Annotated in this window: 20 protein-coding genes; 16 read left to right on the top strand and 4 right to left on the bottom strand. The window is 36.3% G+C overall.

What is annotated here, in order from left to right; translation table 11 throughout:
- Nucleotides 1-34: 34 nt before the first annotated feature.
- The 8 genes from tilS to DEU39_RS16705 all read left to right on the top strand — a co-directional run bounded on the left by tilS (nucleotide 35) and on the right by DEU39_RS16705 (nucleotide 9514).
- Entirely contained in the window at nucleotides 35-1387 is a 1353-nt protein-coding gene (tilS, locus tag DEU39_RS16745) for a tRNA lysidine(34) synthetase TilS (protein ID WP_062675742.1), read from the top strand.
- The gene (locus DEU39_RS16740) at nucleotides 1360-1938 is read left to right on the top strand and encodes an RNA polymerase sigma factor (RefSeq protein WP_062675741.1); all 579 of its coding nucleotides are present in this window, start codon (nucleotides 1360-1362) and stop codon (nucleotides 1936-1938) included. Before tilS ends, DEU39_RS16740 begins: the two co-directional genes overlap by 28 nt.
- Nucleotides 1939-1999: 61 nt before the next feature.
- Nucleotides 2000-2959 carry a redoxin domain-containing protein gene (locus DEU39_RS16735; protein WP_120232710.1) on the top strand — a complete coding sequence of 320 codons (960 nt, stop codon included), beginning with the start codon at nucleotides 2000-2002 and terminating at the stop codon, nucleotides 2957-2959.
- 335 nt (nucleotides 2960-3294) lie between these two features.
- Nucleotides 3295-5364, top strand: a complete 2070-nt coding sequence (locus DEU39_RS16725; protein ID WP_062675739.1) for a protein-disulfide reductase DsbD family protein — start codon at nucleotides 3295-3297, stop codon at nucleotides 5362-5364.
- A gap of 135 nt (nucleotides 5365-5499) precedes the next feature.
- Nucleotides 5500-7035, top strand: coding sequence for a T9SS type A sorting domain-containing protein (locus DEU39_RS16720; RefSeq protein ID WP_120232709.1), 1536 nt, complete (start codon nucleotides 5500-5502; stop codon nucleotides 7033-7035).
- A 183-nt stretch (nucleotides 7036-7218) separates the two neighbouring features.
- Nucleotides 7219-7743, top strand: a complete 525-nt coding sequence (locus DEU39_RS16715; RefSeq protein ID WP_120232708.1) for a biopolymer transporter ExbD — start codon at nucleotides 7219-7221, stop codon at nucleotides 7741-7743.
- 110 nt (nucleotides 7744-7853) lie between these two features.
- Nucleotides 7854-8636 (top strand): alpha/beta fold hydrolase, encoded by a 783-nt coding sequence (locus DEU39_RS16710; RefSeq protein WP_120232924.1) that lies wholly within the window; start codon nucleotides 7854-7856, stop codon nucleotides 8634-8636.
- Nucleotides 8637-8707: 71 nt separating this feature from the next.
- A complete protein-coding gene (locus DEU39_RS16705; protein ID WP_120232707.1) occupies nucleotides 8708-9514 on the top strand; it encodes a patatin-like phospholipase family protein in 807 nt (268 codons plus the stop codon).
- 33 nt (nucleotides 9515-9547) lie between these two features.
- Here DEU39_RS16705 and DEU39_RS16700 read toward each other — a convergent pair whose 3' ends face one another.
- Nucleotides 9548-10552: a DHH family phosphoesterase gene (locus tag DEU39_RS16700; protein WP_120232706.1), complete on the bottom strand. Its 1005-nt coding sequence runs from the start codon at nucleotides 10550-10552 to the stop codon at nucleotides 9548-9550.
- Between the two features lie 236 nt (nucleotides 10553-10788).
- Between DEU39_RS16700 and rpmH the strand changes: the two genes are divergently transcribed.
- Together rpmH and DEU39_RS16690 are read left to right on the top strand one after the other, a co-directional pair.
- Nucleotides 10789-10947: a 50S ribosomal protein L34 gene (rpmH, locus tag DEU39_RS16695; protein WP_002976260.1), complete on the top strand. Its 159-nt coding sequence runs from the start codon at nucleotides 10789-10791 to the stop codon at nucleotides 10945-10947.
- Between the two features lie 154 nt (nucleotides 10948-11101).
- Nucleotides 11102-11812: a cell division ATP-binding protein FtsE gene (locus DEU39_RS16690; RefSeq protein ID WP_062675736.1), complete on the top strand. Its 711-nt coding sequence runs from the start codon at nucleotides 11102-11104 to the stop codon at nucleotides 11810-11812.
- Between the two features lie 37 nt (nucleotides 11813-11849).
- Here DEU39_RS16690 and DEU39_RS16685 read toward each other — a convergent pair whose 3' ends face one another.
- Genes DEU39_RS16685 through DEU39_RS16675 form a run of 3 tightly spaced genes read right to left on the bottom strand, consistent with a single transcriptional unit; the run spans nucleotide 11850 to nucleotide 14582 of the window.
- Nucleotides 11850-12542: a tRNA1(Val) (adenine(37)-N6)-methyltransferase gene (locus DEU39_RS16685; protein WP_120232705.1), complete on the bottom strand. Its 693-nt coding sequence runs from the start codon at nucleotides 12540-12542 to the stop codon at nucleotides 11850-11852.
- Entirely contained in the window at nucleotides 12542-13996 is a 1455-nt protein-coding gene (locus tag DEU39_RS16680; protein WP_062675734.1) for a sensor histidine kinase, read from the bottom strand. The genes DEU39_RS16685 and DEU39_RS16680 overlap by 1 nt, the downstream gene beginning before the upstream one ends.
- A gap of 1 nt (nucleotide 13997) precedes the next feature.
- Nucleotides 13998-14582 carry a riboflavin synthase gene (locus tag DEU39_RS16675; RefSeq protein ID WP_120232704.1) on the bottom strand — a complete coding sequence of 195 codons (585 nt, stop codon included), beginning with the start codon at nucleotides 14580-14582 and terminating at the stop codon, nucleotides 13998-14000.
- A gap of 48 nt (nucleotides 14583-14630) precedes the next feature.
- On the opposite strand from DEU39_RS16675, the gene pdxA reads away from it, so the two are divergent.
- The 6 genes from pdxA (at nucleotide 14631) to DEU39_RS16645 (ending at nucleotide 19373) form a co-directional block, all read left to right on the top strand.
- Complete coding sequence (pdxA, locus tag DEU39_RS16670; RefSeq protein WP_120232703.1) at nucleotides 14631-15722, top strand: 4-hydroxythreonine-4-phosphate dehydrogenase PdxA; 1092 nt, start codon at nucleotides 14631-14633, stop codon at nucleotides 15720-15722.
- An 84-nt stretch (nucleotides 15723-15806) separates the two neighbouring features.
- On the top strand, nucleotides 15807-16337 hold the full coding sequence (locus DEU39_RS16665) for a YceD family protein (RefSeq protein ID WP_062675731.1): 531 nt from the start codon (nucleotides 15807-15809) through the stop codon (nucleotides 16335-16337).
- Between the two features lie 67 nt (nucleotides 16338-16404).
- Nucleotides 16405-16608 (top strand): 50S ribosomal protein L32, encoded by a 204-nt coding sequence (gene rpmF, locus DEU39_RS16660; RefSeq protein ID WP_002976251.1) that lies wholly within the window; start codon nucleotides 16405-16407, stop codon nucleotides 16606-16608.
- A 127-nt stretch (nucleotides 16609-16735) separates the two neighbouring features.
- Nucleotides 16736-17218, top strand: coding sequence for an acetyl-CoA carboxylase biotin carboxyl carrier protein (gene accB, locus DEU39_RS16655; RefSeq protein WP_034692974.1), 483 nt, complete (start codon nucleotides 16736-16738; stop codon nucleotides 17216-17218).
- Between the two features lie 98 nt (nucleotides 17219-17316).
- Complete coding sequence (accC, locus tag DEU39_RS16650) at nucleotides 17317-18672, top strand: acetyl-CoA carboxylase biotin carboxylase subunit (protein ID WP_062675730.1); 1356 nt, start codon at nucleotides 17317-17319, stop codon at nucleotides 18670-18672.
- A 128-nt stretch (nucleotides 18673-18800) separates the two neighbouring features.
- Nucleotides 18801-19373, top strand: coding sequence for a Crp/Fnr family transcriptional regulator (locus DEU39_RS16645; protein WP_228432415.1), 573 nt, complete (start codon nucleotides 18801-18803; stop codon nucleotides 19371-19373).
- Nucleotides 19374-19393: the final 20 nt, after the last annotated feature.

Genomic DNA, 19393 nt, shown 5'->3' with positions numbered 1-19393 from the left:
GGTTATCTTTGCATAAAAGAAATTCTCAACATCTATGTTGGATCAATCAGCCTTCACCAATCAATTAAAAAATCTCGTTCACGAACCGGAAAACCACACCTATCTTCTGGCGGTAAGCGGAGGAGCAGACTCTATGGTTCTCGCCTCTCTTTTCAAGGATTTAGGGCAGAAAATTCAGGATTCCAGGTTCCGGTTTCAGGTAGCTCATATCAATTATAAACTTCGTGGTAATGATTCGGATCTGGATCAGAAAACAGTGCAGGATTTTTGTGAGAAAAATCATATAAAATTTCATTTGTATGAAGTTTCAGAAAAAGATCAGAAACCCGAAAACTCTATTCAGCTATGGGCAAGAGAGCTTCGATACGCCTTTTTTAAAGAAATTCAGGAAAAAGAAAAACTGGAATTTCTCGTTACCGCCCATCATCTTAACGATCAGCTGGAAACGTTCATTATTAATCTGTCCAAAGCTGCCGGCATTAATGGATTGAGTGGAATTCCAGCAAATGATAATAACATCCTTCGTCCCCTTTTAAATGTTTCAAAAAAAGAAATTTACCAATTTGCTGAACAGAATACTATTGAATTTCGGGAAGATCTTTCTAATAAAAAAAGTGATTATCTGAGGAATAAGATCAGGAATGAGATTGTTCCGGTGCTGATGGAAACCAACGATCATTTTCTGGAAAATTTCAGAAAAAGTTCTTTATATCTGAATCAGACTAAAGATTTTGTTCAGAAACAGATTCAGGAGATAGAAAATCAGCTTACAGTATTTAACCAAAACTATAAAATCTTATCAAAGGAAAAGCTGGATCAGGAAAGTGATTTCGTAAAATTTGAAATCTTAAAAAAATTCGGATTCAATCAGGAGGAAGAAATCCCCAAAATTTTTAAAGCTGAAAACAACAGTTCTTTCTTTTCAAAAGAATATCAGTTGATTGTCAACCGTGATGAACTTATTTTCATTGATAAAAATGAAGAAAAGGGAACTCCGGAAGAAATAGTACTGATCAAAAACTTTGATTTTTCTCAAAACCTGATCAGAATCAATCTCGTAGATGATATTGAAAACAATGAAGAGATCCAAAAAGAATTTGAATGGGATTTCGATGCTGAAAAGCTTCAGTTTCCCCTCCTTTTGAGAAAACAACAGGATGGAGATGAATTTTTTCCGACAGGGTTTTCAGGAAAAAAGAAAGTTTCTAAATTTTTTAGGGACGAAAAATTATCTGCTTTGATCAAGGAAAAGATCTGGTTATTGTGTGACTCCAAAAACCATATTTTGGGTGTCATCCCTCTCAGACAGGATCGCAGGTATCAGGCAGACAGAACTACTCAAAAAAAGATAACTGTAACGTGGACAGAAAAACAACTAATTCGTTAGCTGTTGATGATTTTAAGAAAGACAGCAATATAGCTTTTGGAATTTTATACCAACAGTATTTTGGTTATACTCAGAAATTTATTCTGAACAATAAAGGTAATCTGGAAGATGCAGAAGATATTTTCCAGGATGCATTACTCATTCTTTACGAAAAACTCAATGCTGATGACTTCAAAGTCCAAACCTGTCTGGGAAATTATATTATCGGAATTGTAAAAAACCTGTGGTTTAAAAAACTAAAAAACAGAAACTTTTATGTTGAGTCTCCTGAAAACTATTTTATGGAACATCAGGAGGAAATAAGTACTGCCATTGAAAATGAAAGGTATTACTGGGAAAAACTGGTTGGTTATATCAAATCGATTTCTTCCCATTGTCAGAATCTCATCCATGACATTTTTATTGAAAACAAAAGTATTGAAGAAATTCAGGATAAATACCAGTATTCCAGCAAACATAATGCTCAGAATCAAAAATACAAATGTGTAGAGCAGATCAAAAAAATTAAAAATAAAAATATTTTTACGACTGAAAAACAGATAGTTATATGAAATATTTTTATTTAAGGGTGATTTTTTTATGGATCAGGGAACATAATAAGAAAAGAAATATATGTTCAAAAAAATCGTATTGAGTCTTCTTATATTAGTAGGAATTTCATTTAACGCACAAAGCGCAGGTATCAATTTTCAAAAAATTGATTTAGAAGCCGCGAAAAAAATCGCATCAAAAGAGAATAAACTGATCTTCATTGATCTGTTCACCACCTGGTGCGGACCTTGTAAGCTGATGGCAAAAAACACCTTTACTGATCCGAGAATCGGAGAGATGTTCAACAAAAATTTTGTAAACCTTGCCATTGATGCAGAAAAAGAAGGTCTAAGCCTTGCCAAAGAATTTAAAGTGGTAAACTATCCTTCCTTTTTATTCCTGGATCCAAAAGGGAAACTGGTTCAATATGATTTCGGATACTATAATCCTGAACAGTTTCTGGAAGTTGGAGCATCTGTCCTGAAAAAAAAGATGTCTCAATCCGGCAAAACGTTAGATCAGGTAAAAGGAAAAATGATAGGTGATAAAATTGATAATTTCAATGCGAAAGATCATTTGGGTAATACATTTTCGTTATCAAAGGAAAACAAAAAACTGGTAATTGTTTTTATCCGTGGGCAATGGTGTCCGTATTGTAACAAATACATTGAAACATTACAAAATCTGACCCCTGAGCTGAAATCAAAAAACGCGAGACTTGTTATTATTTCTCCCGAAAAACCGGAATTTATAGAAAAGACGATCAGCAAAACAAAGACAGAGTATACGGTTTTATATGACGAAGGATATAAAATTGCAGAAGCATTCGATGTTCTCTATACTCCAGACAGTGAAACCCTTAATTTCTACAACTCAAAATTAAAGGAGGATTTTGCCAACAGCAGATCAGATCATTCCGGAAGGCTTCCTGTATCGGCAACCTTCATCCTTAATGAAGGGAAAGAAATTACATGGAGACATTTTGATCCGGACTATAAAAACAGAGCATCTGTAGAAGATATTTTAAAAAATCTGAATTGATTTTCTCGGAGAGTTTTTGTCATGGCAAAAGAACCTCATCATAATACCAAGTTGGCAAAATTGAAAAAATCTATAATCATTTTGAATCATAAAATAAGTAACACTTCTATTGCGATTAGTGCAGAAGACAAAATATTTTAGGGATCACGCTTAAAAAAAGAAAGTTTCTAAATTTTTTAGGGACGAAAAATTATCTATTTTAGCGAGGCAAAAAATCTGGACACAGACTCATTAGGAATAATGCTGTATTTGACAGCCTTCCTTTCAGGTAAGTCAGAAGATTTGCAAAGAATGAGAAAACGAAATGGAGTCTCAAAACTTTAATGAAATGAACAATGAAATTTAGAAATTGGTTTTTATTAATTCTACTATTTTTAGCGACAGGAATTAATGCGCAGATAAAAAATCCTGTAAAGTTTAAATTCACCATCAACGATCTGGGGAACAATCAATACGAAGCAGTATTGAATGCTACCATGGAAAACGGCTGGCATATTTACTCTAAAGATCTACCAGAAGACACCGGAATTCCGACGGAGTATAAAGTGACAGGAAAGAATATTGAGTTGATCGGAAAATTTACCGAAGTTGGTAAAAAACATGAAGAGTTTTCTGAAGCGTTTGGAGGAACAATTGTTTTCTACTCCAATTCTGCTGGATTTAAGCAAAAATTTAAATTAAAAGATCCAACAAAACCCGCAGATGTCACTTCTGAGATTACGTATCAGACCTGTGACGACAGAGTTTGCCTGGCTCCCAACACATTAGAATTCAACCAAAAAGTTACACCAAAAGGGGCAACGGAAGAGGCTACGACCGAGGAAACTGCAGGTCCTGCAAAAGACTCTGTAAAAATAACTGAGACGGTTACTGAAAATCCTGCAAAAACTGAAGCTACGATCACAGAAACTTCAAAACTAGATCCAAAGCAGTTGAAAATTGAAAGTATTGATTTCAAAAAACCACTGACGGATTGCGGTACTGCCTCTACCAAAGTGGATGAAAATTACTGGACGTATCTATTCCTTGGATTTATCGGAGGATTAATTGCTTTGCTTACGCCATGTGTGTTCCCGATGATTCCACTTACCGTTTCATTTTTTACGAAAGGAAGTAAAGACAAAGCAAAAGGAAAAAGAGATGCTCTTATTTATGGTTTTTTCATTCTTCTTATATTCGTTTTACTGAGTATTCCTTTCCATATTATTGATGGAATCGCAGGAAATATCTTCAACGAGATTTCTACAAGCGTATGGTTGAATATTGCTTTCTTTATCATATTCATCTTCTTTGCCGGAAGTTTCTTCGGGTATTATGATATCACGCTGCCAAGTTCTATTGCCAACAAATCTTCCAAAGCGGAAGAGGCAGGAGGAATTATTGGTATTTTCTTCATGGCATTGACTCTGGTGATCGTTTCTTTCTCATGTACGGGACCTATTTTAGGAAGTTTACTGGGAAGTGCGGTAACAGGTTCATCCAATGTTCCGATGCTGTTGACTTTTGCGTTGGCAGGATTCGGGCTGGCATGGGCTATTATTTTCGGATTGCTGGCATTATTCCCACAGGCATTACAAAGTCTACCGAAATCCGGAGGATGGATGAATACGGTAAAAGTTGTTTTAGGATTCGTAGAACTGGCATTAGCATTGAAATTCTTGTCTAAAGCCGATCTTGTATCCAAAACATTCTTCTTAAAAAGAGAACTTTTCATTGCGATCTGGATTATTATCGCCTTAGGATTAGCAATCTATTTATTAGGATTGATCAGATTCCCTCATGATGATAAAAAGCCTAAAATCTCTATCACCAGAAAAATATTAGGGGTATTGGGAATTGGTTTCGTGATCTATCTGGTTCAAGGGTTAATCCCATCTGACCGTCCGAAACTTCAGTTATTAAGTGGAATTTTACCTCCACTCAATGTAAGCTATTTCCATGATGAAAAAGACGGAATTTTAGGAATGCATCCTGAACACGACTTCTTCAAAGCAATAGAACTGGCTAAAAAAGAAGACAAGCCTATATTGATCGACTTCACAGGATATGGATGTGAAAACTGTAGAAAAATGGAGGAGTTTGTATGGAGCGAACCAGACATTTTACCGATTCTTCAGAATGATGTAGTACTGGCTTCTCTCTATGTCGATGATAAGGAAGAGCTTCCTGAGGATCAGAAAACCAAAATTGACCTGGGAGACGGACAGATCAAGAAGGTAAAAACAATTGGAGACAGATGGAGTTTATTCCAGCAGGTGAACTTCAATAATAACTCTCAACCTCACTATGTTTTAATCACTCCGGACGGAAAAGTCATCAACACGCCTGTCTCAGGATATATGCCTAAAGAGGATTTCAAAAAATTCCTTGAATGCGGGGTAAATTTCTATAAAAAGAATAAATAATTTATTAACATATCATTCAAAAACTCACACTTTATCGTGTGAGTTTTTTTATTTCATGAATTAAATAAACAATAAAACACAAAACGTAGTCTAAAATTAATTATATTTGAATAACTATCACCAATTCAAACACATATGAGATATTTAACATCTACTTTTTTATTTCTTATCTATTCCGCATTAGCTGCCCAGTCTGCCCCTTCCATAGAATGGCAAAAAGCATTGGGAGGCACCCATGGTGAATCTGCGAATGCCGTTCAGCAAACCTCCGATGGAGGATACATTGTAGCCGGAAATTCTATGTCCAATGATGGAGATGTCACCGGGAATCACGGAGGAGGAGATTACTGGATCGTAAAATTAAACCCTGCAGGAGGCATACAATGGCAAAAAACGTTAGGAGGAAGCAATGTTGATGATGCACAATCCATCCGTCAAACTACCGATGGAGGATATATTATTGCCGGATCATCCAATTCCGGTGACGGAGATATCAGCGGAAATCATGGAAATTATGATTACTGGATTGTAAAACTTGATTCCAACGGGAATATGCAATGGCAGAAATCGCTGGGTGGAAGCAGTATGGATATGGCACAATCTATTCAGCAGACTTCTGAAGGAGGATATATTGTAGCCGGATCTTCAAGTTCCAATGACGGAGATGTGAGCGGAAATCATGGAGGAGGAGACTATTGGATCGTAAAATTAGATATTAACGGAAATATACAATGGCAGAAATCGCTGGGTGGAAGCAGCAGTGAACAGGTCAATTCTGTGCAGCAAACTTTTGATGGCGGGTATATTATTGCAGGAACCACCGTGTCTACAGATGGCGATATTACTGTAAGCTACGGAAACAATGACTTTTGGGTAGTAAAACTCGATTCCGGCGGAAATATGCAATGGCAAAAAACGTTGGGCAATATTGGTGATAACATAGGATATTATGCGCAACAGACTTTTGATGGCGGTTATATTGCCGTGGGCACTTCTTTTAATTCTTCAAATCTTGAGAGCGGACTTCCCGATTATTGGGTTATCAAACTAAGCAATAACGGAACCATCGAGTGGGATAAATATTTTGGAGGAAGTTTTCATGACAACGCCATAACTATTCGCCAGACTCCCGAATGGGATTATATTGTTGCGGGCTGGACAGCTTCCAACAACGGACAGGTAACCAATCACCACGGTAATCTGGATTACTGGATCATAAAACTGGACAGCAGCGGAAATCTGAAGTGGGAGAAAACCCTGGGAGGTCCCGATTTCGATTACTTAACTGCTCTTGAACTGACCGCTGATAACGGATATATTGTTTCAGGAAGTACAGGATCTACAAGTGGAGACGTTACCGGACATCATGGTATGATCGATGCCTGGATAGTTAAACTAAGTCCTGAACAGCTTGGCATTCCGGAAAATCAACAGAGGCATAAACCCAACCTCTACCCTAACCCTGCAAAAGACTTTTTCTATTTAGATCATCTGCCCCGGGAAAGTACTATTAGCATTACTGATATGTCCGGACGAAAACTTTTCTCTCAAAAATATAACGAAGAAAAAATTAAAATCAGCACATCTGCATTCATGGAAGGACTTTATATGGTACAGGTAAAAAACAGAGAAGAAATTATTCTAACAAAGAAAATAACAATCACCCGGTAACCCCTTAAAAATATCATAATTACCCTTTTCCTTCAAGAAAAGTATTAAAAAACAGAAATAGGTAAAATTTATACGACAATAATCAATAGATTCATGAATCTATAAAGTTTTTAACAATCAAGGCATATGTTTTGTATGAATTCTTCAAAAAAAAATATAGTCTAACATTTAAAAACTTTAATCATGGCAGAAGTAATTGCACAAGAAAAACAAGGCGGAAAGCAAAAGAAAAAAATGATCCGAGTGGACATGACGCCTATGGTCGATCTGGGATTCTTACTTATCACTTTCTTTATGTTCACCACTAATTTTACAAAACCTAATGTAATGGACCTGGGACTCCCTGCAAAAGATCCAAATCCCAGTTCTATTGATAAACCGGTAATTGGAGATCAAAACCAGATTACCTTTATCCTTGGAAAAGACAACCGGGTATTTTATCATCAGAGCAATCAGAAAGATTTGAATACAGGAAACCTAAAAGAAACAGATTTCAGTGGAATAAAAATTTCAAAGATCATTGCTGAAGCGTATAAAAATGCTCCTGCACCCAACAAATTCACAGTGATTGTAAAACCAACAGATGAAGCCAACTACAAAAATTTTGTAGACATGCTGGACAACCTTGCTATTTCTAAAAAGGAACGATATGGCGTAACAGACATCAAACCTTGGGAAACAAAGGTTTATAAGGAATTAACTCAATAAAAGACAAGGGCATTTTTTAAATGCTCTTTTTTTGACTAAATTTGAAAGGAGAAACAGATCCACAGTATGTAAGCTGCTGTATTATTTTTAACCTTCTAAATTTTGGAATCATGCTGAACTTTGAAAGAAAAGGAAACGGAAAAGAAACGTTGGTACTTCTTCACGGATTTATGGAAAATCTATCCATCTGGAGTGATATGGAACATCACCTTTCCAAAGATTTTTCACTGCTCAAAATTGACCTTCCCGGTCATGGACAGTCTGAAATTCTGGCTGAAGTTCACACCATGGAACTGATGGCTGAAGAAGTAAAAAAAGTATTGGATGATCAGCATTTAGAAAAAATACATCTTCTGGGACATTCTATGGGAGGATATACATCTCTCGCTTTTGCAGAAAAGTATCCTGATTCTTTAAAAAGTCTTACATTATTTTTCTCTACGTATTTTCCGGATGATGAAGAGAAAAAACAGCAGCGAATCAAAAGCTACAGAATCATCAAGGATGCTTTTGCCCATTATGCAAGAGCCGGGGTACCTAATTTATTCAATCCGAATGAAAGAGACATTCTGGAAGGTAAAATAGAAACTGCACTTGAAACAGCCCTTTCCACCAATAATTTAGGTGCTCTTTCCTGCGTAAAGGGTATGGTAGAAAGAACCGACAAAAAGCATGTGCTGGAAAACCTGGAAGCTAAAATCTTAGTACTGGCGGGTAAACATGATAATGCGGTAAAAACGGATATGATGATCAAACATCTTCCGGACAGAACGAATATCAAATCTTATATCCTGGACTGCGGACACAACGGTCATTGGGAAAAGCCAGGAATCTGTGCAGAAATCATCAATACAGAACTTCTTCACAATCTTCCTAAAAAACTGATTTTATAAAACAGGTTACCTGACAAATTAAGCTGTGCATAACAAAAAATCCTGTATATTAGTAGAGGATAATTTGGGTAATGGCTTTATTTTCATTCAAAAAAAAGAAACCACCGGCACCACCGGTTATCGGACTTACACTTTCAGGCGGAGGAATGCGTGGGATTGCTCATATCGCCGTACTGAAAGCTTTGGAAGAATACAATCTGAAACCACACATTATTTCAGGAACCAGCGCAGGATCCATCATTGGTGCTTTTTATTCTTTTGGAAAAACGCCGGAAGAGATGATGGAAATTGTCAAGCAAACTTCTTTTTTTTCCAGGTCATCTTTAAAATTATCCAAAAACGGAATCTTCAGTTCCAATTTTATTTTAAAACTGTTCAAAGATTATTTCCCTGAAGACAATTTCGGTATTTTAAAAATTCCGGTGTATGTAGCTGCCACGGAAATGACGCATGGCATCGTAGACTTCTTTTCTGAAGGAGAGCTTTTTGGACCATTACTGGCTTCCTCAAGCGTTCCTTTTATTCTTCCACCGGTAAGAATTGGTGAGAAAATTTATGTAGACGGCGGTGTTCTGGATAACCTTCCCATTGAGCCTATCATGGATAAATGTAATTTTCTGATTGCCTCTCATGTCAATTCCATCAGCTATGATGAGTTAAGCAAGATGAGCCTGATGAAAGAATTCGACAGAATCCTTCACTTAGCGATCGCAAAGTCGGTCTATTCTAAAGCAAAATACTGCAATATTTTTCTTGATCCGCCCAAAATGACGAAATACAGTCTTTTCAACAAAAGATATATGGATGAAATGTTTCAGCAAGTGTATGATTATACCTGCCAGGAGCTTGAAGAAAAGGGGTTTCGTAAAAGTATCTAGAAGTTAATCAGAAAAATTTACAGGTTTTTGCCTCTATAAACCTTCCTCTTTTACTTTTTCTTTGAAGTTTACGATCGTTCCCGCTAAAGAATCTAAAGATTTCCCTCCGGCTGCATTAATATGCCCGCCACCATTGAAATATTTTCTTGAGAATTGGTTCACATCCACATCATCTTTACTTCTGAAAGAAATTTTAACGAAGTCTTCGTACAGATCTTCCATAAAGAATGCTGACATTTTCACTCCGGCAATACTCAAACCATAATTCACAAAACCTTCCGTATCTCCTTTCTGAAAACCAAATTCTTTCAGTTCATTTCTGGTAAGGCTTAACACAGCCACTGTTCCGTCATTCACTACTTCTATTCTTCCAAGAACTAAAGCAAGCAAATGCAGACGGGAAACCGTATTGGTATCCCATGTATTGGACGTGATCATAGCAGGATCTGCACCGTGTTCAATAAGATTAGCAATAATTCTGTGGGTAGTAGCACTGGTAGAACGAAAACGGAAACCTCCTGTATCCGTCATGATTCCGGTATAAAGGCATTCCGCCATATCCTGGTTCACCAGCTTTTCATCATTCATTGCTTCAATGAAATGATAAATCATCTGTGAAGTGGCAGGAATGACTGTATCAGAATACACAAAATCAAATTGTTCCGGCTGTTGGTGATGATCAATAAGAATTTTCTTCCCCGGAGCTTTTACCAGCCAGTCTCCCAATAATCCGATTCTTGACGAGGAATTAAAATCCAGACAGAAAATAACATCTGCTCCCGCAATCATATCAGCAGCCAGTTTTCTTTTATATTCTGCAATAATAACTTTTTTAGATTCCGGCATCCATTTCAGAAATTTCGGAAAATCATTAGGTACGATAACCTCTGCATGAATTCCTTTTGCTTTCAGATAATGTTTTAATCCCAAGCTTGAACCAATAGCATCTCCATCCGGGTTATAATGGGTAAGGATCACTATTCTGCTATCCTGGGTAAGTAATGTATTAATATCTAAAAGTTCTGCTGGTGTAAACATCCGGTGTTTATTTTTCGTTAAAATTAAAGTTTTCAAAGATAGAGCTTTTATATAAATCATTTAAATATTATTTTTGTACTGGAAAAATGGTTTTGTGATGAGGGTTTGTTAATACCCGACCAAAAAACATTACATTTAATTTTAAAAAAAGATAATTAAAGTTTGTAACTTATAAAAATTTATATATCTTTGCAACCTGAAAATTAATAGATTAATTACGATTTAAACATATAGTAATGAGTAAAAGAACATTCCAGCCATCAGAAAGAAAGAGAAGAAACAAACACGGTTTCAGAGAAAGAATGTCTACGCCAAATGGAAGAAGAGTTTTGGCTGCGAGAAGAGCTAAAGGCAGAAAGAGATTAACTGTAAGTGCTGCACGCGCTAAGAGATAATTTCTAATTATCATATACAAAACATGCTTGAGAAGTTCCTTTTCAGGCATTTTTTGTTGTTAAAATTTACTAAAATTAGAGTCAAATAGACTTCTTTTTTCTATTTTTAAAGATTGAAATTTTTTTGTTAGAAAACAGCCTTTAAAATTAAATTATGCCACATACAAATATCGCCGGAGACAATATTATAAGTTTACAAAATGCAAAGATTGCGCAAAAAAACTTTACTGTACTTTCTGATGTAAATCTTAATATAAAGAAAGGTAGATTCTGCTACCTTATCGGAAAAACAGGTTCCGGAAAAAGTTCCCTACTGAAAACGCTTTACGGACATATTCCATTAGCATCAGGACACGGAGCTGTTGTAGGATTTGATCTGGCAAAACTAAAGCCCTCTGACATCCCTAACTTAAGAAGAAAACTAGGTATCGTATTCCAGGATTTCCAGTTACTTTCAGACAGGACAGTTGAGAAAAACCTTAAGTTCGTTCTTGAAGCGACAGGATGGAATGACAAAGTAAAAATGGAAGACCGTATCAATGAGGTTTTAGGAAGTGTGAACATGAAAAGCAAGAAGCACAAAATGCCTCACGAACTTTCCGGAGGAGAACAGCAGCGTATTGCCATTGCGAGAGCTCTTCTTAACCATCCGGATCTTATTTTAGCCGATGAGCCAACAGGAAACCTTGACCCTGAGACTTCCAACGAAATTATGACGCTATTAAAGCAGGTTGCCCTTGAAAATGGAGCTGCTGTAGTAATGGCAACACATGATTACCACATGATTCAGAACTTCCCTGGTGAAGCCATCAGATGTGAAGACGGAAAAGTTTCTGTATTGGATACTTCAGAATTATTCGAATAAGAATAAAAAATAAGAAGGTCAGAAATAACTAACTTCTCTATTTAAAAACATGAAACTCTTTGGTGAGTTCAAGATATTGGTCCGAGTATTGTCTCGGACTTTTTTCTATAATAAAATCAGACTCGTTAACTTCTTTTACTTGTGATGAAAACTCCAGAATCAATCTTTTTGCCTTTGCATTTTCAATTCCTCTAATATTCACTTTTCTGTTCAGATGCAGTTTATTTTCCTTACCGATTGAAATAAAAACTTCCCCTGCTTCCACAGGTATGATTACAGAAAACATCCCTTTTTCTGACAATAATTCTGCCGCCTTACTGATCAACTGCATGAAGTTCAATTCTACGTTCTGACGTGCAATCTTATCTTTTTCAGATCCTGATTCTTCAAAATACGGAGGATTGGATACAATAAGATCAAAACGATCTTCCGTTTCAAAAGTTTTAAAGTCCTGATGACTGTTTTTCAACCTGGCATGAAAAGGAGAATTTTCAAAATTGAGCTGGGTAAGCTTGGCAGCATCATCATTAATATCCAGCCCTAAAAATTCCGCCTGTAGATTTCTTTGTGCCAGCATAAGAGAAATTAGTCCTGTGCCTGTTCCTACTTCCAAAACACTGGAAGCATTTTCAACATTTGCCAAAGCACCAAGCAGAACACCGTCTGTTCCTACACGGAAGACGTCTTTAGACTGCTGAATTTGGAATTGTTTAAATGTAAAAAGCTTCACTATAAATTGGTAGGCAGTGTAATAATGAATGTAGACCCCTTCCCTACTTCTGATTTCACGGAGATCTCACCTTTATAATCCTCTATCATTTTTCTCACCATGGATAAGCCAAGCCCCATCCCACTGCTTTTAGATGTAAAATTCGGTTCAAAAATTCTTTCGTACATATTTTCAGGAATCCCGACTCCGTTATCCTGAACAGAGATAATCACCCTTCTTTGATGCTGCTCCACATCTACATTGATAATGAGTTTTCTCTGATCACTCTCTGCCTGTTTTGCATTGGTAACAAGGTTTGTAATGATTCTGGAAAGATAAATCCTGTCCATATTGATCATTATATTCGTCTTATTGGCATGCATGAAAATACTGTCATCATTGAATACACGTAGAATATCTTCAACTTCCGTATTCAGATTGATCACTTCATTATTTTTTTCAGGAAGTTTGGCAAATTCTGAGAATGCTGAGGCTACTGTAGCAATCAGGTCAATCTGATCAACAATAGTTTTACTCATTTGCTTTACCCTTTCTCTGATATTCGGGTCTTCAGGATCAAATTTTCTTTCAAAATTCTGAATGGTCAACTTCATTGGCGTCAACGGATTTTTCACCTCATGAGCTACCTGCTTGGCCATTTCTCTCCACGCTTCTTCGGATGCTTTGAATCTAAGTCTTTCTTTCTGGTCCTGAATCTGTAGAATCATTCTGTTATAAGCTCTTGCCAAAGCATTAAGCTCATCATTCTTATAATATCTGATAGGGCGCATTTCATTTTCAAACAAAGTAATACGGGTAATCATATCAGAGAATTTCGTAATGGTTTTGGCAAGACTATTAGACGTAACCCAGCTAATCCATATACTAAAAAGGATAAGAAATATATCGACTAAAAGAATATACTTTACGTACTGGTGCAGAACCTCCAGATAAGCAGATTCATTATGATATAAAGGGATATAAACAATTCCGATAGGTTCAAGCTCATTATTTTTCAGCAAAAGGTAGGAAGAAGTCAATTTTGCATCCTTAGCTGCATCATAATTCACCATATCTACCCTTGCATCGGTAGACAGAATCTTATTGATGATTTCTATAGGAATTGTTTTCTGCTCCACCAATCCTTCATCTTTGTTGGAAAGCAAATAGTTTCCTTTCAGATCATAAATAAAAATGTCATGCTGGTTGATATCCGCTATTTCAAAGATTTTATTCCCTAAAACTTCCGGAAGATCTTTTGTTTCAATAAGTTTCTGGCTTACCGCATAGTCCAGATATCGCATGACAGCATTGGTTTTATCCTGCATATCGATATTACTCTGCTGTAAAGAATGATTTCTCAATACAAAGTAAGGAACAAGTGATGTAGCAACGACACTTAAAAAACATACCAGCAAGAAACCGAAAAACACCCGGTTTCTTAAGCTATATCCTTTATACTTATTTATTGACATTCTACTTTTTAATTAACCTAGCAATATACTTACCAATGATATCAAATTCCAGGTTTACTTTGTCACCAATTTTCAAATGTTTCATATTTGTGAATTCCCAGGTGTAAGGAATAATGGCTACGGAAAACTGAGCATCTTCGCTTTTAGCAACAGTAAGACTGATTCCGTTTACGGTAATTGATCCCTGAGGTACCGTTACAAAACTTCCGTCATTTTCGTACTTCATAGTAATAAAATAGCTTCCGTCTTTATTTTCGATACTCACCACTTCACCGGTTTTATCAACATGTCCCTGAACAATATGACCATCGAGTCTTCCATCCATCTTCATGCAGCGTTCAAGGTTGACAACGGTTCCCAATTCCCATTTTCCAAGGTTGGTTTTTTCCAATGTTTCATTGATTGCCGTCACCACATAATGATTGTCTTTTATTTCAACAACTGTAAGACAACAGCCATTGTGAGCAAGGCTCTGATCTATTTTCAGTTCATTTGTAAAAGGGCAAGTCAGGGTAAAATCTATATTGCTTCCTTTTTCTTCAATCTTCTCAATAACACCAACTGCTTCAATAATTCCTGTGAACATATTATTTTTTGCTAAATTTGTAAATTATAATCTTCAAAGATAATCAAAATGAGCCCAAAAAACCATAAAGTACGAGTAGGAATTTCAATCGGTGATTTCAATGGCATCGGCCCGGAGATCATTATGAAGTCTCTGAAAGACAAAACTATTACAGATTTTTTCACTCCTGTAATTTTTGGTTCGGGAAAATTATTCACTTATCAGAAAAATATTTTTAAGCTGAATCTTAATTTCAACTACGTTAACGAACCTTCACAGGCACAGGCTGGGAAACTTAATATGGTTAACCTTACCAAAGAAAACGTGAATGTAGAATTGGGAGTTCCTACTGAAGAATCTACGAAAATGGCGATTGATTCTTTAGAAGCAGCTACTGAAGCTTTGACGAATGGAGATATTGACGTATTGGTAACTGCTCCGATCAACAAAGATGAAATGGTAAAAATGGGATTCAAACATGCGGGACATACAGGGTATTTTGAAGAGAAATTCAACAAAAAAGGATTAATGTTCCTTGTTACTGAAGATCTTAAAGTAGCTGTTTCCACGCATCATATTCCTATTGCACAGGTAGCTGAAAATATTTCCAAGGAAAAAATAAAGAAACAGATCAGAGTATTAAATCAAACGCTTATCGAAGATTTCTGTATTCAAAAACCAAAAATTGCCGTATTAGGATTAAATCCTCACGCAGGAGACGGAGGTGTAATCGGAAACGAAGAAATTGAAATCATCAGCCCGGCTATTAAAGAACTTTCTGACAATGGAATACTGGCATTCGGGCCTTTCCCGGCAGACAGCTTTTTCCAGCCGAGTAAATACAAAAATTTCGATGCTGTTTTGGCGATGTATCATGACCAGGGACTGGCTCCTTTCAAAACATTAGCCTATGAGGAAGGAGTAAATTATACTGCGGGACTTCCTTTTATCAGAACATCTCCCGATCACGGAGTTGCTTACGATATTGCAGGAAAAAATGTGGCCGATGAGCAGAGTTTTACAGAAGCAATCTTCACAGCGATCAAGGTTTTCAAGAACAGAAGTGAATACAGCGAACTGATGAATGACCGCCTTCAGCCTAGAAAAATGGCTGTAGACAATGGAATAGATGAAGATCTACCGGAGGAAACTGAAGCATAAATCTTTAAAACAAATTTTAAATTAATTTGTTTCAGATTTTATTTGTTATTATAAAAAAAATGCATATTTTTGCACACTCATTTTATGGACAAGTTAAGAAACTATGACGTAAGCTTTTCCGGACTTAAAAACGGAAAACACGAGTTCAAGTTTGAGATAGATAAAACGTTCTTTCAATTATTTGACACTGAGCAGGAATTTACAAATCCTAGAATAGAAGTGAATGTATCACTTGATAAACACACTACTTTTTTAGAATTTGAGATTAAAATTAATGGATGGGTTGAGTTGGTTTGTGATATCACAAATGAAAATTTCGACTATCCTATTGAGAATGAAATCAAAATTCTGGTGAATTTCGGGGAAGAATATGATGACAGCAATGAAGATGTTATTACTATTCCTACTGCAGAGCATGCTTTCAATGTAGCACATTTGATTTACGAAAATGTAATGCTTTCTATTCCGATGAAAAAGATTTCACCGAATGTAAGTGATGAAGATCTTAAAATTCTTGACCAGTTCAGTCCTAAAGATATTGAGGTAACTGAAGAAGAAGAACATGAAAGTGACCCAAGATGGGATGCTTTAAGAAAATTAAAAGACAATAATTAAATAGAATAATTTAAATATGATGAGATGATGAATCTCATCGCTCATCAATTAAAAAAGTTATTAGAAAATGGCACATCCAAAGAGAAGACAGTCGTCTACAAGAAGAGATAAGAGAAGAACTCACTACAAAGCTGTAGTTCCTCAATTAGCTAAAGATGCAACAACAGGAGAGCTTCACCTATACCACAGAGCTCACTGGCATGAAGGAAAATTATACTACAGAGGTAAAGTAGTATTGGAAAAAGAAGTAGCTGCTACTGAAGAAAACTAAGAGTCGCTTTTCGCTGAAAAAGCCTCATTTTAATACAAAAACCGCCCAATTTTGATAAAATTTGGCGGTTTTTTGTTGTTTTTTACGTTTTTTTGGTATCTTTGGCATCAAATCAAATATCAAATTTATGGACATTAAAGACATACAAAATCTTATCAAGTTTGTATCTAAGGCTGAAGTATCAGAAGTGAAGTACAAAACTAAAGATTTCGAAATCACTATTAAAACTCCATTAGCTGGAAGCGATGCTGTTTATGCACAACCTGCAGTATACCACACTGCTCCACAAGCGGTAGCTGCTCCGGCACCTGTTGCAACTCCGGCCGCTCCTGTTGCTGAAAAAGCTGAAGCTGCATCTGATGACAGCAAATATGTAACAATCAAATCTCCAATGATTGGTACTTTCTATAGAAAACCATCTCCTGATAAAGATGTATTCGTAAATGTAGGTGACGAAGTTTCTGTTGGTAAAGTAGTTTGTGTTATTGAAGCAATGAAACTATTCAACCAGATTGAATCTGAAATCAGCGGAAAAATTGTTAAAATTTTAGTGGATGACGCTACTCCTGTAGAGTATGACCAACCTTTATTCTTAGTAGATCCATCTTAATTTAGAAGTTAGATGTTAGACATTAGATGTTAGATTAAATTCTACATTAAAATAACATTATCTAATTTTCAAATTATCTAATTTTCAAATTGAAGAAGATGTTCAAAAAAATATTAATAGCCAATCGAGGCGAAATTGCAATGCGTATTTTACGTACTTGTAAAGAAATGGGGATCAAAACCGTTGCGGTATACTCTACTGCTGATAAAGACAGTCTTCACGTAAGATTTGCTGATGAAGCAGTATGTATTGGCCCTGCAATGAGTAAAGACTCATATCTTAAAATCCCTAACATTATTGCTGCTGCGGAAATTACCAATGCTGATGCGATTCACCCAGGTTACGGATTCTTATCTGAAAATGCTAACTTCTCAAGAATCTGCCAGAAGAACGGTATCAAATTTATTGGTGCTTCTCCTGAACAGATTGAAAAAATGGGAGACAAAGCAAATGCTAAGGCTACCATGAAAGCAGCAGGTGTACCATGTGTACCAGGTTCTGACGGATTGATCGAATCTTACGAACACGCTGTAAAAGTAGCTGAAGAAACAGGTTACCCTGTCATGATCAAAGCTACTGCTGGTGGTGGAGGTAAAGGAATGAGAGCTGTTTGGAAAGCTGAAGACCTTAAAGATCACTGGGAATCTGCTATTCAGGAAGCTGTAGCTGCCTTTGGAAACGGAGGTATGTATATGGAAAAACTGATTGAAGAGCCTAGACACATCGAAATTCAGGTTGCGGGTGACCAATTCGGTAAAGCGTGCCACCTTTCTGAAAGAGACTGTTCTGTACAGAGAAGAAATCAGAAATTAACTGAAGAAACACCTTCTCCTTTCATGACAGACGAACTTCGTGAGAAAATGGGAGAAGCTGCCGTAAAAGCTGCTGAATTCATTGGATATGAAGGTGTAGGAACTATCGAATTCCTTGTAGACAAACACAGAAATTTCTATTTCATGGAAATGAATACAAGAATCCAGGTAGAGCACCCTATCACTGAGCAGGTAATTGATTATGACCTGATCAGAGAACAAATTCTTCTTGCTGCAGGAACTCCTATTTCAGGAATTAACTATTATCCTAAATTACATTCAATCGAATGTAGAATCAACGCAGAAGACCCTTACGCAGACTTCAGACCGTCTCCGGGAAAAATCACAGGATTAAATATCCCTGGAGGACACGGAATCAGAGTTGACACTCACGTTTATTCCGGATATACAATTCCTTCTAACTATGACTCTATGATTGCCAAGCTTATCACTACGGCTCAGACCCGTGAAGAAGCTATTGCAAAAATGAGACGTGCTCTTGAAGAATTCTATATTGAAGGAGTAAAAACAACTATTCCTTTCCACAGACAGCTGATGGATAATGAAGATTATCTTTCAGGAAACTATACTACAAAATTCATGGAAGATTTTGTAATGGATAGAAAATACGATAATCACTGAAAAGAATTATCATTCATATAAAAAGAAGGCGTCCGAAAAGGCGCCTTCTTCAGTTTTATACTCTATTTCGTTCTAATAAAGCAGGAAAAGTTATTTTTGTAGTATCAATTAAAACCGACATAGGAGCGATGACATCAGCAATACAGGAGAAATTAGCAGAGACACTTCAGATTTCTATGGAGCGTGCGAAGGAATTTTTGGATATTTGCTATATCGTAACTTATGATAAAAACAAAATGATAGTACCTAAAAATGGAGTATTTGATCGTTTAGGACTCATTTTGAATGGCGCCGTCCGGATTTATTACATCAACGAGAAAGGCGAGGATATCAGCTATCTTTTACAGGTGAATAATGATGTAATTGGTGATTACGCAAGCTATATTACCGGAAAAAAATCAATGGCAATTATACAGGCTCTTCTAAAAACTGAAGTTTTATATTTTGATAAAAAAGATGTTGAGATTTTAATTCAGAAAGATATTTTCTGGCTTGGGCTGGCAAAACGCATATCGGATCTAGCTTTTCTGGATGCAAAACAAAGGCTTGACGAACTGTTTTTTTATACACCGGAAGAACGCTATATCAATCTTTTGAAAAAGTCACCCGAAATTTTGAACAAAATTCCACAAAAATATATTTCGTCATATTTAGGAATTACGCCACAATCGTTGAGCAGAATCCGGAAAAGAATTTGCTAATTTCAGAAAATTAACTTAAG

This window comes from Chryseobacterium sp. AG363 (assembly GCF_003610675.1).
Taxonomy (GTDB): Bacteria; Bacteroidota; Bacteroidia; order Flavobacteriales; family Weeksellaceae; genus Chryseobacterium; species Chryseobacterium cucumeris.
The sequence above is the reverse complement of the archived record's forward strand: the minus strand, read 5'-3'. Positions and strand labels throughout refer to the sequence as shown.

Excerpts from the sequence above, each read along its gene's own strand:
- tilS (WP_062675742.1), top strand. The coding sequence starts at position 35 with ATGTTGGATCAATCAGCCTTCACCAATCAATTAAAAAATCTCGTTCAC.
- DEU39_RS16735 (WP_120232710.1), top strand. The coding sequence starts at position 2,000 with ATGTTCAAAAAAATCGTATTGAGTCTTCTTATATTAGTAGGAATTTCA.
- DEU39_RS16725 (WP_062675739.1), top strand. The coding sequence starts at position 3,295 with ATGAAATTTAGAAATTGGTTTTTATTAATTCTACTATTTTTAGCGACA.
- DEU39_RS16720 (WP_120232709.1), top strand. The coding sequence starts at position 5,500 with ATGAGATATTTAACATCTACTTTTTTATTTCTTATCTATTCCGCATTA.
- DEU39_RS16715 (WP_120232708.1), top strand. The coding sequence starts at position 7,219 with ATGGCAGAAGTAATTGCACAAGAAAAACAAGGCGGAAAGCAAAAGAAA.
- DEU39_RS16710 (WP_120232924.1), top strand. The coding sequence starts at position 7,854 with ATGCTGAACTTTGAAAGAAAAGGAAACGGAAAAGAAACGTTGGTACTT.
- DEU39_RS16705 (WP_120232707.1), top strand. The coding sequence starts at position 8,708 with ATGGCTTTATTTTCATTCAAAAAAAAGAAACCACCGGCACCACCGGTT.
- DEU39_RS16700 (WP_120232706.1), bottom strand. The coding sequence starts at position 10,552 with ATGTTTACACCAGCAGAACTTTTAGATATTAATACATTACTTACCCAG.
- rpmH (WP_002976260.1), top strand. The coding sequence starts at position 10,789 with ATGAGTAAAAGAACATTCCAGCCATCAGAAAGAAAGAGAAGAAACAAA.
- DEU39_RS16690 (WP_062675736.1), top strand. The coding sequence starts at position 11,102 with ATGCCACATACAAATATCGCCGGAGACAATATTATAAGTTTACAAAAT.
- DEU39_RS16680 (WP_062675734.1), bottom strand. The coding sequence starts at position 13,996 with ATGTCAATAAATAAGTATAAAGGATATAGCTTAAGAAACCGGGTGTTT.
- DEU39_RS16675 (WP_120232704.1), bottom strand. The coding sequence starts at position 14,582 with ATGTTCACAGGAATTATTGAAGCAGTTGGTGTTATTGAGAAGATTGAA.
- pdxA (WP_120232703.1), top strand. The coding sequence starts at position 14,631 with ATGAGCCCAAAAAACCATAAAGTACGAGTAGGAATTTCAATCGGTGAT.
- DEU39_RS16665 (WP_062675731.1), top strand. The coding sequence starts at position 15,807 with ATGGACAAGTTAAGAAACTATGACGTAAGCTTTTCCGGACTTAAAAAC.
- rpmF (WP_002976251.1), top strand. The coding sequence starts at position 16,405 with ATGGCACATCCAAAGAGAAGACAGTCGTCTACAAGAAGAGATAAGAGA.
- accB (WP_034692974.1), top strand. The coding sequence starts at position 16,736 with ATGGACATTAAAGACATACAAAATCTTATCAAGTTTGTATCTAAGGCT.
- accC (WP_062675730.1), top strand. The coding sequence starts at position 17,317 with ATGTTCAAAAAAATATTAATAGCCAATCGAGGCGAAATTGCAATGCGT.
- DEU39_RS16645 (WP_228432415.1), top strand. The coding sequence starts at position 18,801 with ATGACATCAGCAATACAGGAGAAATTAGCAGAGACACTTCAGATTTCT.